The sequence below is a fragment of the Pseudomonas sp. YuFO8 genome (assembly GCF_035065025.1).
GTDB classification, from domain to species: domain Bacteria; phylum Pseudomonadota; class Gammaproteobacteria; order Pseudomonadales; family Pseudomonadaceae; genus Aquipseudomonas; species Aquipseudomonas putida_AE.
This window is the reverse complement of sequence record NZ_JAXDEQ010000071.1, coordinates 1-13,479: the sequence shown is the minus strand read 5'-3', so window position 1 is coordinate 13,479 and position 13,479 is coordinate 1. Positions and strand designations below refer to the sequence as shown.

The 13,479-nt window shown below is 59.3% G+C and carries 14 protein-coding genes and 2 pseudogenes; 3 read left to right on the top strand and 13 right to left on the bottom strand.

Annotated features, from left to right (window positions below; genetic code table 11):
* Positions 1-1,085: RHS repeat-associated core domain-containing protein (locus SOP95_RS30790; RefSeq protein ID WP_323609426.1), on the top strand; the 1,085-nt coding region annotated here is incomplete at its 5' end.
* 11 nt (positions 1,086-1,096) lie between these two features.
* Here SOP95_RS30790 and SOP95_RS30785 read toward each other — a convergent pair.
* A pseudogene (locus SOP95_RS30785) lies at positions 1,097-1,219 on the bottom strand (EscU/YscU/HrcU family type III secretion system export apparatus switch protein); the annotation flags it as partial.
* A gap of 184 nt (positions 1,220-1,403) precedes the next feature.
* Between SOP95_RS30785 and SOP95_RS30780 the strand changes: the two are divergent.
* Both SOP95_RS30780 and SOP95_RS32315 read left to right on the top strand, forming a co-directional pair.
* Entirely contained in the window at positions 1,404-2,429 is a 1,026-nt protein-coding gene (locus SOP95_RS30780) for an RHS repeat-associated core domain-containing protein (RefSeq protein WP_323609425.1), read from the top strand.
* Between the two features lie 73 nt (positions 2,430-2,502).
* Positions 2,503-2,598 (top strand): annotated as a pseudogene (locus tag SOP95_RS32315) (DUF6124 family protein); the annotation flags it as partial.
* 142 nt (positions 2,599-2,740) lie between these two features.
* Here the strand turns inward: SOP95_RS32315 and flhB are convergent.
* The 12 genes from flhB to SOP95_RS30715 all read right to left on the bottom strand — a co-directional run bounded on the left by flhB (position 2,741) and on the right by SOP95_RS30715 (position 12,083).
* On the bottom strand, positions 2,741-3,880 hold the full coding sequence (gene flhB, locus SOP95_RS30770; protein ID WP_274074857.1) for a flagellar biosynthesis protein FlhB: 1,140 nt from the start codon (positions 3,878-3,880) through the stop codon (positions 2,741-2,743).
* A 3-nt stretch (positions 3,881-3,883) separates the two neighbouring features.
* Entirely contained in the window at positions 3,884-4,669 is a 786-nt protein-coding gene (fliR, locus tag SOP95_RS30765) for a flagellar biosynthetic protein FliR (RefSeq protein ID WP_046816912.1), read from the bottom strand.
* Between the two features lie 3 nt (positions 4,670-4,672).
* Entirely contained in the window at positions 4,673-4,942 is a 270-nt protein-coding gene (gene fliQ / locus SOP95_RS30760; protein WP_046816911.1) for a flagellar biosynthesis protein FliQ, read from the bottom strand.
* Positions 4,939-5,697, bottom strand: coding sequence for a flagellar type III secretion system pore protein FliP (gene fliP, locus SOP95_RS30755; protein ID WP_274074856.1), 759 nt, complete (start codon positions 5,695-5,697; stop codon positions 4,939-4,941). The genes fliQ and fliP overlap by 4 nt, the downstream gene beginning before the upstream one ends.
* Positions 5,697-6,149, bottom strand: coding sequence for a flagellar biosynthetic protein FliO (gene fliO / locus SOP95_RS30750; RefSeq protein WP_274074855.1), 453 nt, complete (start codon positions 6,147-6,149; stop codon positions 5,697-5,699). The genes fliP and fliO overlap by 1 nt, the downstream gene beginning before the upstream one ends.
* On the bottom strand, positions 6,150-6,608 hold the full coding sequence (gene fliN, locus SOP95_RS30745; protein ID WP_274074854.1) for a flagellar motor switch protein FliN: 459 nt from the start codon (positions 6,606-6,608) through the stop codon (positions 6,150-6,152). It abuts the gene before it with no gap.
* Positions 6,609-6,672: 64 nt separating this feature from the next.
* Positions 6,673-7,641 carry a flagellar motor switch protein FliM gene (gene fliM, locus SOP95_RS30740; RefSeq protein WP_020796965.1) on the bottom strand — a complete coding sequence of 323 codons (969 nt, stop codon included), beginning with the start codon at positions 7,639-7,641 and terminating at the stop codon, positions 6,673-6,675.
* 9 nt (positions 7,642-7,650) lie between these two features.
* The gene (gene fliL / locus SOP95_RS30735) at positions 7,651-8,151 is read right to left on the bottom strand and encodes a flagellar basal body-associated protein FliL (RefSeq protein WP_323609422.1); all 501 of its coding nucleotides are present in this window, start codon (positions 8,149-8,151) and stop codon (positions 7,651-7,653) included.
* Between the two features lie 164 nt (positions 8,152-8,315).
* On the bottom strand, positions 8,316-9,590 hold the full coding sequence (locus SOP95_RS30730; protein ID WP_323609421.1) for a flagellar hook-length control protein FliK: 1,275 nt from the start codon (positions 9,588-9,590) through the stop codon (positions 8,316-8,318).
* A gap of 100 nt (positions 9,591-9,690) precedes the next feature.
* On the bottom strand, positions 9,691-10,041 hold the full coding sequence (locus SOP95_RS30725; RefSeq protein WP_274074851.1) for an Hpt domain-containing protein: 351 nt from the start codon (positions 10,039-10,041) through the stop codon (positions 9,691-9,693).
* 30 nt (positions 10,042-10,071) lie between these two features.
* On the bottom strand, positions 10,072-11,778 hold the full coding sequence (locus SOP95_RS30720) for an ATP-binding SpoIIE family protein phosphatase (protein ID WP_323609427.1): 1,707 nt from the start codon (positions 11,776-11,778) through the stop codon (positions 10,072-10,074).
* Positions 11,779-11,783: 5 nt separating this feature from the next.
* On the bottom strand, positions 11,784-12,083 hold the full coding sequence (locus SOP95_RS30715) for an STAS domain-containing protein (protein WP_323609420.1): 300 nt from the start codon (positions 12,081-12,083) through the stop codon (positions 11,784-11,786).
* Positions 12,084-13,479 lie beyond the last annotated feature (1,396 nt).

The window sequence follows — 13,479 nt, the reverse complement described above, 5'->3', positions numbered from 1 at the left end:
TGGCAACCCCACGCGAAACCCTGCTCTGTCGATATAGCTACGATGCGCTTGACCGGTTGACGAGCAACGAACTGCCAAACGAGCCCGAGCACCAACGCTTTTATTTCAAAAGCCGACTGACCACGGAGATCCAGGGCGCGAACCGGTATTCGGCGTTTCAGCACGGCGACCAACTACTGGCGCAACAGCAGAAGGCAGGCGGTTCACTCGATACCACGCCCCTGACCACTGATCAGCAGCGCTCGGTTTTGCATACGCTCAACACCAATCAACCACAACGGGCCATCGCCTATACACCCTATGGCCACCGCCCTGCAGGGAACGGTTTACTCAGCCTGCCTGGGTTCAATGGTGAATGGCTGGATGGGGTCACCGGGTGGTATTTTTTAGGGAATGGGTATCGGGCGTTTAATCCGGTTTTGATGCGATTTAATAGTCCGGATAGTTGGAGCCCATTTGGCAAGGGCGGATTTAATTCGTATGCGTATTGTCTGGGGGACCCTGTAAATCGATACGACCAAAATGGACATGTATCTATCCTCCGCCAACTTTCACGCGTAGTTATCTTGGGACGGCGCGCACAAGCAAAAGTTGTAGCAAGAACCAATACCATATTACTAGGAAGCACTGATGCAAGGCATGCGTTAAAACCAGGCATTACGCCAACACAAGCTGTAAATGCACGAGCAAAAATGAACAAACTAGAGACACTATCATCAACGAGTGCCGCACAGGACTTGAAATTCTTAAAAGACTCTACACTTGAAACACAGCGGCAAGCCATGCAAAACTTGACAGATGCCCCAAAAGTAGGTGGCGCGAGATATAAACTTTTTAACTACATTAAAAGCACACCCAAGGAAAACGCCGAAAGACCTTTTTCCATGAAGAGACTGATGGACGCTGAAAAGAATGTATTTGCCCCAGGAGTGCCACTCGAAAAACGCCCATATAGTTCAGCTGCCGCCGGCTACCTTGTGGAGATGATGTTAGAAACAAACCCCTATTCCGATGCACTTCAAACAAAAAGTTTCGAAATCAAAACATCTCACTTCACGTACATTCCGAGGAAAAAAGGGGGCTGATTTATTTATCCAGACTCCAGCAGCAGGATCTCGTTAGCAGCCGCGATTTCACGGATTTTCAGGGCCAGGAAGTCGCTGCCCTTGGCGATCAGCATGGGCGCCCCGCTCTTGTCCGGGTCGTACTTGAGGGCCACGCCTACTTTTCCACGCCCCCCTTTTCCTCCCTTTTCCTCCACTGCAAATCCGATGGTTGACTCTCGATGAAGGCCTCAATCGCACGACCTTACAACCGCGAACCTATCAGTTCTGCTAGTACCCGCCCGTTGCATAATCGCTGATACTCGGCGCAAGTCCTTCGACCTTTCGAGGCGTCCATACATGGCAACCCCACGCGAAACCCTGCTCTGTCGATATAGCTACGATGCGCTTGACCGCCTGACGAGCAACGAACTGCCAAACGAGCCCGAGCACCAGCGCTTTTATTGCAAAAGCCGACTGGCCACCGAGATTCAGGGTGCGAACCGGTATTCGGTATTTCAGCACAGCGACCAACTGCTGGCGCAACAGCAAAAGGAAGGCGGTTCACTCGATACCACACTCCTGACCACTGATCAGCAGCGCTCGGTGTTGCAGACGCTCAAGACCAATCAACCCCAACGACCCATCGCCTATTCACCCTATGGCCACCGCCCTGCCGGGAACGGGTTATTTACCCTCCTTGGATTCAACGGAGAGCGGCCGGATCGAGTGACCGGTTGGTATTTGTTAGGGAATGGGTATCGAGCGTTTAATCCGTTTTTGATGCGCTTTAATAGTCCGGACAGTTTGAGTCCGTTTGACAAGGGTGGATTGAATTCGTATGCGTATTGTGCAGGAGAGCCGATTAACGAGTCAGATCCTACAGGTCACTTTGCGATAGTGTTACGGGTCAGGTCATTGGCTTTACGCTGGTTAAAGGCAACCAGAAAAACCAACGCACTCATGCCCCCTCTCACTGCTAACTTACCAATACCACACTCAAAAACGAACAGACTTCTTTCGCTAACTGAAAACACTTCCACAAAAAAAATTATACCAGAAGCAAAAATCGACCCAATACAACATCCAACCAACGCACCATTTGTTGGCGATGCACAAATTGTTACCGAAGCAAGAACGTCAACCCCTCTCAACACACAAACCTCCAATAGACGAACGTCCAATTGGTCTTCTGACGATATACATAATCGTCAGAACTCTTTGGAGACAACAACACATCCAGCTAGACCGAATCGACTACAGACAGAAGAAGAGTTCTCAAGAATAATAAGAACAGAACATGCAAGCGTGATGACCTCAGTAAGGCAAGCGCAAGAACGCGGAGAGATTTCTTTACCCGATTGGCTAAGAAGGGGACAAAGGTAAACGAAAGGGACAGATGTTTGGTGGAGAATTGAGACAGAGGTTTCGCGATCTTTTCGACTTTAAACATACGTCGCAACGCAATACGATGCTGGGGTTTCAGCAGATCATCATGCTGGCGGAACTGGCAGTGAGTCGTGCGCTGGATAATACCGATCCGCTGGGGCAGTGACGGATTCAGTCATGGCGCAAGACCTGTGGGAGCGGGCTTGCTCGCGAAGAGGGTGTGTCAGAGGCATTGATGGTGCCTGACACTCCACCTTCGCGGGCAAGCCCGCTCCCACAGGGTTTTGTGTGTTGGCTGAATGGGGTTATCAGGAATCGCGACGCAAATCCGGCGGGATCGGCAGGTCGTCCTTGAGCGGATCCGGGCGCTTGCCCTTGCCGGCGCGGTATTGGCGAATCTGGTACACGTAGGCCAGTACCTGGGCGACGGCGAGGTACAGGCCGCCAGGGATTTCCTGTTCAAGCTCGGTGGAGTAGTAGATCGACCGCGCCAGCGCCGGCGACTCCAGCAGCAGGATCTCGTTGGCCGCCGCGATCTCTCGGATTTTCAGGGCCAGGAAGTCGCTGCCCTTGGCGATCAGCATGGGCGCCCCGCTCTTGTCCGGGTCGTACTTGAGGGCCACGGCGTAGTGGGTCGGGTTGGTGATGACCACGTCGGCATCGGGCACCGCCGCCATCATCCGGCGCTGGGACATTTCGCGCTGCAGCTGGCGGATCCGTTGCTTGACTTCCGGCCGCCCTTCCTGGTCCTTGTGCTCGTCGCGGATTTCCTGCTTGGTCATCTTCAGCTTCTTGATGCTTTCCCAGATCTGGATCGGCACGTCGACGGCGGCGATGATGATCAGCCCGCAGGCCATCCACAGGGTGCTCCAGCCGACCACTTGCAGGCTGTGGGTGATGGCGCGGTCCAGGGGTTCGTGGGCGATGCGCAGCAGGTCGTCGATGTCCGCCGTCAACACCGCCAGGGCCACGAACAGGACGATGAAGAACTTGGCCAAGGCCTTGAGCAGTTCGGTCAGGGCCTTGGCCGAGAACATGCGCTTGAGCCCCGCACCGGGGTTCATGCGGCTGAACTTGGGCGCCATGGTGCCGGCGGAGAACAGCCAGCCACCAAGGGAAATCGGGCCGATGATCGCCGCCAGCAGCAAGGTGATCATCACCGGTTGAACCGCCAGCAAGGCGATCTGCCCCGAGTGCAGCAGGTAAGTGCCCATCGCCCGCTGGTCCAGCACCACCTCGCGGGACAGGGAAAAATTCAGGCGCATCAGGTCCATCATGTCCTGGGCCAGGGCACCCCCGAAGATCAGCAGCGCACCGGCGCCGGCGAGCATGATCGCCAGGGTATTGAGCTCCTTGGAACGGGCGATCTCGCCTTTCTCACGGGCGTCCTTTTTCTTTTTCTCCGTGGGGTCTTCTGTCTTGTCCTGACCGCTTTCGCTCTCAGCCATGCCTTAGCGCGCCTGTGCCAGTTCGCGTAAAAACTGCAGGGCCTCGGAAGCCAGCGGTTGATACTGGTTGAGAATGTCCGCCAGCCCGACCCAGAGGATGAACATGCCGAGCACCAGGGTCAGCGGGAAGCCGATGGAGAAAATGTTCAGTTGCGGCGCCGCCCGGGTCATCACGCCAAATGCGATGTTGACCACCAACAGCGCGGTGATCGCCGGCAGCACCAGCAGCAGCGCCGCGCCGAGCACCCAGCCGAGCTTGCCGGCCAGCTCCCAGTAGTGGTTGACCATCAGGCCGCTACCGACCGGCAACGTGGTGAAGCTCTCGGTCAGCACCTCGAACACCACCAAGTGGCCGTTCATGGAGAGGAACAGCAGCGTCACCAGCATGGTGAAGAACTGTCCGATCACTGCCACCGACACGCCGTTGGTGGGGTCGACCATCGAGGCGAAGCCCATGCCCATCTGGATCGCGACGATCTGCCCCGCCACCACGAAGGCCTGGAAGAACAGTTGCAGGGAGAACCCCAGGATCGCGCCGACGAGGATCTGCTCGGCAATCAGCAGCAGCCCGCTCAGGTCCAGCGCATTCACCGGCGGCATCGGCGGCAGGCCCGGGGCGATGACCACGGTGATGGCCAGGGCGAAGTACAGGCGGATGCGCTTGGGCACCAGGGCGGTGCCAAACACCGGCATGACCATCAGCAAGGCGCCGACGCGAAACAGCGGCAACATGAAGGTCGCCACCCAGGTGCTGATCTGGGTATCGGTCAGCTGCAGCAGCGACGACATGGTCTAGCCGATGACCTGCGGAATGCTGCCGTACAACTGCAGGATGTATTCCATGAAGGTCTGCACCAGCCAGGGGCCGGCGACGATCAGCGTCACCAGCATCACCAGCAGGCGCGGCAGGAAACTCAAGGTCTGTTCGTTGATCTGGGTGGCGGCCTGGAACATCGCCACCAGCAGCCCCACGAGCAGGCTCGGAATCACCAGCACCGCGACCATCAGGGTGGTCAGCCACAATGCTTCGCGAAAGATGTCGACGGCGACTTCAGGCGTCATGGCGACACACCGCCGAAGCTGCTGGCGAGGGTGCCGATGATCAGGGCCCAGCCATCGACCAGCACGAACAGCATGATCTTGAACGGCAGGGAAATGATCAGCGGCGAGAGCATCATCATGCCCATCGCCATCAGCACGCTGGCCACGACCAGGTCGATGATCAGGAACGGGATGAAGATCATGAAGCCGATCTGGAACGCGGTCTTGAGTTCCGAGGTGACGAACGCCGGCACCAGGATGGTCAGCGGCGCCTGATCCGGCGTGGCGATGTCGGTGCGCTTGGACAGGCGCATGAACAGCTCCAGGTCACTGGTGCGCGTCTGGGCCAGCATGAAGTCCTTGATCGGCACCTGGGCCTTGGCCACGGCATCCTGGGCGGTCATTTTTTCCGCGAGGTAAGGTTGCAAGGCATCCTGGTTCACCCGGTCGAACACCGGCGCCATGATGAACAGGGTGAGGAACAGCGCCATGCCGGTGAGGATCTGGTTCGACGGCGTCTGCTGCAAGCCCAGGGCCTGGCGCAGGATCGAGAAGACAATGATGATGCGAGTGAAACTGGTCATCAGCATGACGAACGCCGGGATGAAACTCAGCGCGGTCATGATCAGCAGGATCTGCAGGCTGACCGAATATTCCTGGGCGCCCTCGGCATTGGTGCCGAGCGTGATGGCCGGGATCGACAATGGATCGGCGGCGATCGCCAGCGGCGCGGCCAGCATCAGGGCCAGCGTCAGGATGATGCGCAGCGCAGCCATTACTTCTTATCCTTCTGATCCTTGCCCATCAGCTCCATCAGGCGCTGGGCGAACTCCGGGGTGGCTTTCTCGGTCGCGCTCGGCACCTGCACCGGCTCCTTGAGCACATGCAGCGCCGTGATGGTGCCCGGGCTCAGGCCGAGCAGGATCTGCTCGTTGCCGACCTGCACCAGCATCAGGCGATCACGGGGCCCCAGCGCGCGGGAACCGATCAGCTCGATCACCTGCCCCTTGCCCGCCGGCCCGGCCTGTTGCACCCGGCGCAAGAGCCAGGCGAGGAAGAAAATCAGCCCCAGCACCAGCAACAAACCAAACACCAGTTGTGTCAACTGCCCGGCCACGCCGCTGCTGGCCACAGGCGCGGCGGCGGCATTGGCGACAGGCTCGGCGGCCAGCACACTGCAGGGCAAGACCAGCGCCAGCCCCAAGAACAATCCCAAAAGCCTTTTCACTCAGCGCAGCTTCTTGATGCGTTCGCTTGGGCTGATCACGTCGGTCAGGCGGATGCCGAACTTCTCGTTGACCACCACCACTTCGCCATGGGCGATGAGGGTGCCGTTGACCAGCACGTCCAGCGGTTCACCGGCCAGGCGATCGAGCTCGATGACCGAGCCCTGGTTGAGCTGCAACAGGTTACGGATGTTGATGTCGGTGCTGCCGACTTCCATGGAGATCGACACCGGGATGTCGAGGATCACGTCCAGGTTCGGGCCTTCCAGGCTCACCGGTTCGTTGCTCCTCGGCACGCTGCCGAATTCTTCCATGGGCAGGCGATTGGACGAGGAACGACCCGCATCGGCGGCCAGCAAGGCGTCGATATCGGCCTGGCCGGCGTCACCGGCTTCTTCCAGGGCCGCAGCCCACTCATCAGCCAGTGCCTGGTCGTCCTGGGTATTCATGTGGTCAGCCATCATTTGTCCTCGGCGAACAACTCTTCAGTCAGAAGAGTCAATTAATAGGGGGAGTGGCGCCGCCTCAACGACGCTCGATCGGCTCGATAACCTGCAGCGCAAGGTTACCCTTGTGCGAGCCCATCTTGACCTTGAAGGCCGGCACGCCGTTGGCGCGCATGACCAGTTCTTCCTGCATGTCCACCGGGATCACATCCCCCGGCTGCATGTGCAGGATGTCGCGCAGCTTCAACTGGCGACGGGCGACCGTGGCGTTGATCGGTACGTCGACGTCCATCACGTCCTGGCGCAAGGCGTTGACCCAACGCTCGTCCTGGTCGTCGAGATCGGACTGGAAGCCGGCATCGAGCATTTCGCGCACCGGCTCGATCATCGAGTAAGGCATGGTCACGTGCAGGTCGCCGCCACCGCCATCGAGTTCGATGTGGAAGGTCGACACCACGATGGCCTCGCTCGGGCCGACGATGTTGGCCATGGCCGGGTTTACTTCCGAGTTGATGTACTCGAAGTTCACTTCCATGATCGCCTGCCAGGCCTCTTTCAAGTCGACGAAGGCCTGCTCCAGGACCATGCGCACCACGCGCAGCTCGGTCGGGGTGAATTCACGCCCTTCGATCTTGGCGTGGCGGCCATCACCGCCGAAGAAGTTGTCCACCAGCTTGAACACCAGCTTGGCATCGAGGATGAACAGCGCCGTGCCGCGCAGCGGCTTGATCTTGACCAGGTTGAGACTGGTCGGCACGTACAGCGAGTGCACGTATTCGCCGAACTTCATCACCTGCACGCCACCGACCGCCACGTCTGCCGAGCGGCGCAGCATGTTGAACATGCTGATGCGCGTGTAGCGGGCAAAACGCTCGTTGATCATTTCCAGGGTCGGCATGCGTCCACGGACGATGCGATCCTGGCTGGTCAGGTCGTAGCTCTTGACGGTGCCGGGTTCGGCAGCGATATCGGTCTGTACCAGACCATCGTCGACGCCATGCAGCAGCGCGTCGATCTCATCCTGGGACAGCAGGTCCTGCACGGCCATGTCGTGTTCCTACTGCAGTACGAAATTAGTGAAAAGCAACTGTTCGATCACCACTTTGCCGAGCTCTTTCTGCGCCACTTCCTGGACGCTGGCCGTGGCCTTCTGGCGCAACATTTCCTGGCCGACCGGCGAGGCGAGGGTCGCGAAATCCTGACCGGAGAACAGCATCACCAGGTTGTTGCGGATCACGGGCATGTGCACCTTGAGCGCGTCCAGATCCGCCTGGTTGCGCGCGAGCATGGTGATGCTCACTTGCATGTAGCGTTGGCGACCGTTCTGGGTGTAGTTGGCCACGAACGCCGGGGCCATCGGCTCGAACACCGCTGGCTGCTTGCCTGAAGGGGCGGTTTCAGCTTCGACGGCAGGCTTGTTCTGGGCGCTGTGCATGAAGTACCAGGTCGCCCCAACGGACAGGCCGATGGCCAGCAGCAGCGCCACCACGATCAAGATGATCAGCTTGAGTTTGCCTTTGGTTGCGGGGTCTTTTACTGCTGCGTCGCTCTTCGCCATGCCAATAATCCGTCACTATTCGGGTTTTCACAGTCGCACGGCAAGGCAAGAGCAAGTGTTATGCCAGAAACAAAAAAGATCGCAGCCTGCGGCAGCTCCTACAGGGTGTACACATTCCCCTGTAGGAGCTGCCGCAGGCTGCGATCTTTTAGGAGCATCGCGAATCAGGCGTAGTAGTCGACGGCACTGGAGCCGATCACCCGGGTAGCCGTTGCGGCCACTTCGGTCACGCTCGGCGCGATCTCGTCATCCATGGCATCCAGACGTCCACCGCCGGCACTGGCACGCCCGCTCTGCGCCTGCTGTTGCTGCCCCTGATCCTGCGAACCGCGGGACTGGTCGGACACATTGACGTCCACCTGGCCCATGCCCTGCTGGGCGAACATGTCGCGCAGGCGATGCATCTGGCCGTCCAGCGCTTCCCGCACACCCGGATGGGCGCTCATGAAGGTCACCTGGGTCTGCTGGTCGGGCACCATGTTCACCCGAATGTCGAGGCGGCCGAGTTCGGCCGGCTGCAACTGGATGTCGGCCGCCTTGAGGTTGGCGCTGGACAGGTACATGACCCGGTTCACCACTTCTTCGGTCCAGCCGCTCTGATGCATCGCGATGGGCTGGTTGACCGGCACGGCGTTGGCGGTTTTCGGCGTGGCCGCCTGGGTCAGTGCCGCCAGTCGGTTGGCGAAATCGTCGACCCGGGTATCGCTGCTGGCCGACGTGAGGTCCTTGAGGCCCGCATCGATCAGGCCACTGAAGGCTTTTTCGCCACCCTGGCTGGTGCTGTCCTGGTCGGCCTGCACATCGAGCATGTTCGCCATGCCGGCGGCAAAGGTCTGCGCCGAAGTCGGCTCGCCGTCGGCCTGGGTCGGTGCCGACTTGGCTGCCTGGCTCGAGGCCGAGACATGCCCGCTCTGCTCCATGGCCATGCGCAGGGCTGGCAAGGCGTCGAGCGGGTCGGCTTCGGGATCGAAACCGGTGTCGATGGCGGGGACTGCTGGCGGGACGACCGCTGCAACAATCGCTTCAACGGGTGGCTGCTCAGCCACAACAGGCGCCGCGACCACAGGCACCGAGGCAGGGTCGACAGGCACCGCATCGGCGATCGCTGCCTGACCGGCATCCGTCGAATCGGCGTCGGCCTGCTTGTCGTCTTGCGTCGGTTTATCGGCGGGCAAGCCTTTGCCGCTATCGGCAACGGCGGGCTTCTCGGCGGCAGCGTTATCATCCTTTTGACCGACGCTATCTTCGACCTTGTCACGCGCTGGTTTCGCAGGTGCTTCAGCGGCTACGGACGTGTTCCGAGCCTGCCTGGCATACACCTGAGAGAAGCTGGAGGCCTTGTCCATGGGCTCGGCGGCCACTGTGGCGGCAGGGGCGGAGACGGTCTTGCTCTTGGCCTGAGTAGCGGCCAGCAGCAGTGATTGGGGCGTAAGGGGCATTTAACGGTCTCCGCTGCACTGGGATCGTAGGTACAGTTGAAGAATTGATTGCAAGGGGCGAGCCAGTTTCGCTCGATGCCGACGAAAAGCGTCCTGGGCCTCAGTTTTCCGCCAGGGACCGCTGCCGCTCAGCCTGGTAAAGAGGTCGCACAAAGGCGAACTCACCATCGATTTTGGCGATCAGTTCACTGATATCCAGGGAAGACAGGCTGTTGGCGCTCTTTTCAAGCTGGCCACACAGCTCGGCGAGCCTGACGGCCCCCATATTGAGGCTGCTGCCTTTGAAGCTGTGAGCCTCTTCTATCAGTTGCGCGCCCTGCTGCGCCTTGCGCAACAATCCAAGGCGCTCTTCGGAATCGGTGAGAAAGGTATCCAGCAATTTCGGATACTCGTCCTCCATGACCTCGCGCAACGCGCTCAGCGCGTCCAGGTCCAGATGTTCGTCAGTCACTTGTTCGCTCCTTGATCAAGAATCTTCGGATTATGCCAGAGCCTTCCAGTAAAACTCCACGCGGGCACTGCGACCGTCGTCGGACCAGCATGCATTTTGACCCAACTGACGGATCAGGCTGATGCCGCGCCCGGACAGACGGACAGGATCGACCGGGCGCTCCAGCACCCGCCCGACATCGAAGCCCTTGCCGCTGTCCTCGACGCGAATCGCCAGGCAACCACCCTCGCCCTCTGGCGTAACTTGCAAATGCACCCGCACATAACCGTCCTGCAGCTCGTCCAAGCGTGCATTGCGTTGTTGATAATAGCGGGTAAAACCCGACACATCGCGCTTGAGGCTGGAGTCCAGGCCCAATACCCCGTGCTCCAGGGCATTGGAGTACAGCTCCGCCAGCACACTGTACAGTGCCCCGCTCTGCGCCCGCAGGCCGTGCACTTCCTGGAGCAATTGCAACAGATAGGGCAACGGGTTGAAGCGCTTGAGGGTCGCGGCGCGAAATTCGAAACTGGCCGACCAGTCCAGGGGACAGGACTGGCCGCTGTCGGAATAGACCGGCACCGGCGGACTCGCATGCACGGGTGGCGCCAGGATGACCTCGACCATGCTGACATCGTCGCGCGTTATCCCTTGAAAGTCCCGAAGCGCCTGCTCGATGTCCTCGAACAAGGTGTCGGGCTGACGATTGGCGGCAAATACCTGCAGCAAACGCTGCTCACCAAACAGCTGATCATCGGCATCGCAGGTGTCGATCACCCCGTCGGACATCAGGAACACCCGGTCACCCATGGCCATCGGGAACACTTCGGTCCGATCATCGAAGGTTTGCGGGCTCAGTACACCCAGCGGTAAATGCCGCGCCGTCAGTGGCGTACGCGCCCCGCTGGCAATGCTGTGCAGGTAGCCGTCCGGCATGCCGCCGTTCCAGACCTCCAGCGAGCGGCTCTGGAAACCCAGGCACAGCATCGTCGCGCAGCAGAACATGTCCACCGGCAGGATGCGCTTGAGCTTGGCATTCATCTCGCGCAGGGTTTCGGCGAGGCCGTAACCCTTGGCGGTCATGCCGTAGAAGACTTCGGCCAGGGGCATGGCGCCAACGGCAGCAGGCAGGCCATGGCCGGTGAAATCGCCGAGCAAGACATGCATGTCCCCTGCCGGGGTGAACGCGGCCAACAGCAGGTCGCCGTTGAACAATGCATAGGGCGATTGCAGGTAGCGGATATTGGCGGCATTCAGGCAGCCGGAATGGGCCACCTTGTCGAACACCGCCTTGGCCACCCGCTGCTCGTTAAGCAGATATTCGTGGTGCCTGGCGATCTGGTCGCGCTGCTGCAAGACAGTGGCCTGCAGACGCCGCAAGCGGTCCATCGCCTTGATCTTGGCGGCGAGGATCACCTGGTTGTAGGGTTTTGCCAGAAAATCGTCACCGCCCACCTCCAGGCAGCGGGCCAACGCCTGGCTTTCCGACAGCGAGGTGAGGAAGATGATGGGCACCAGGGTTTCCCCGGCCAGTTCCTTGATGTGCGCCGCCGCCTCGAAGCCATCCATCACCGGCATCATCGCGTCCATCAACACCAGTTGCGGGCGTTGCTGGCGAAACACGTCAACCGCTTCGGCGCCGTTGGCGGCCGTCAGCACTTGATGCCCCTGGCGGCGGACGATGCTCGACAACAGCATGCGGTCGGCCGCGCTGTCCTCGGCGATCAGGATCGTCAGCGGTTCGAGTACCACCTGCACGGTGGTCAACTGATGTCGAACAGCTTGTCGAAGTTGGAAATGGCGAGGATTTTCCTCACATCGGAACTGCTGTTGACCACGCGAATGTCGGAATCGTCGCCACCGGCATGGTCACGCAAGAGCAGCAGCATGCCCAGGGCGGAGCTGTCGAGGTAGGTGGCTTCTTTCAGATCGACCACGACCTTTGAGAGGTTCTGCTCTTCGTAGGATTTTCGAAATTCCTGATGCTTGGCGAAATCGAATCGCCCCTTGATCGATATCGTCAGCTTTTTCCCGTCCGGCGAGATTTCTGTAACGACTGACATGTCATGGCTTCCTTGTCATTGGCAAACCTTCTTGTACAAGGTTTAGCATTGGGCAGAGGTTGGGGCAAGGTTGGGGATCAAGATCAACAGATCGCAGCCTTCGGCAGGTCAGGTCCGAAGACAACCACGGATTCATGCCCAACACAAAACATTGTAGGGGCCCGGCTTGCCGGCGAAGGCGGTCTTGGGTATTGCGCTGGTCTCTCGGGCCTCTTCGCTGGCAAGCCAGCTCCTACAGGTCCGTGGAAAACCATGGATTCATGGCCAACACACAACATTGTAGGAGCCCGGCTTGCCGGCGAAGGCGGTGTTGAGTTTTGCGCTGGTCTTTCGGGCCTCTTCGCTGGCAAGCCAGCTCCTACAGGTCCGAAGACAACCACGGATTCATGCCCAACACAAAACATTGTAGGAGCCCGGCTTGCCGGCGAAGGCGGCCTTGGGTATTGCGCTGGTCTTTCGGGCCTCTTCGCTGGCAAGCCAGCTCCTACAGGTCGGTGGAAATCCACGGGTTCATGTCTAACACAAAACATTGTAGGAGCCCGGCTTGCCGGCGAAGGCGGTCTTGGGTATTGCGCTGGTTTTTCGGGCCTCTTCGCTGGCAAGCCAGCTCCTACAGGTCCGAAGACATCCACGAATTCATGTCTAACACAAAACATTGTAGGAGTCTGGCTTGCCGGCGAAGGCGGCCTTGAGTATTGCGCTGGTCTTTCGGGCTTCTTCGCTGGCAAGCCAGCTCCTACAGGTCCGTGGAAAACCACGGATTCGTGCCCTACACAAAACATTGTAGGAGCCCGGCTTGCCGGCGAAGGCGGCCTTGAATATTGCGCTGGTTTTTCGGGCCTCTTCGCTGGCAAGCCAGCTCCTACAGGTCCGAAGATATCCACGGATTCATGTCTAACACAAAACATTGTAGGAGCCCGGCTTGCCGGCGAAGGCGGTGTTGAGTATTGCGCTGGTTTTTCGGGCCTCTTCGCTGGCAAGCCAGCTCCTACAGGTCCGTGGAAAACCATGGATTCATATCCAACACAAAACATTGTAGGAGCCCGGCTTGCCGGCGAAGGCGGTCTTGGGTATTGCGCTGGTCTTTCGGGCCTCTTCGCTGGCAAGCCAGCTCCTACAGGTCGGTGGAAATCCACGGATTCATGTCTAACACAAAACATTGTAGGAGCCCGGCTTGCCGGCGAAGGCGGTCTTGGGTATTGCGCTAGTCTCTCGGGTTTCTTCGCTGGCAAGCCAGCTCCTACAGGTCCGTGGAAAACCATGGATTCATGTCTAACACAAAACATTGTAGGAGCCCGGCTTGCCGGCGAAGGCGGTCTTGGGTATTGCGCTGGTCTTTTGGGCCTCTTCGCTGGCAAGCCAGCTCCTACAGGTCCGTGGAAAACCATGGATTCAT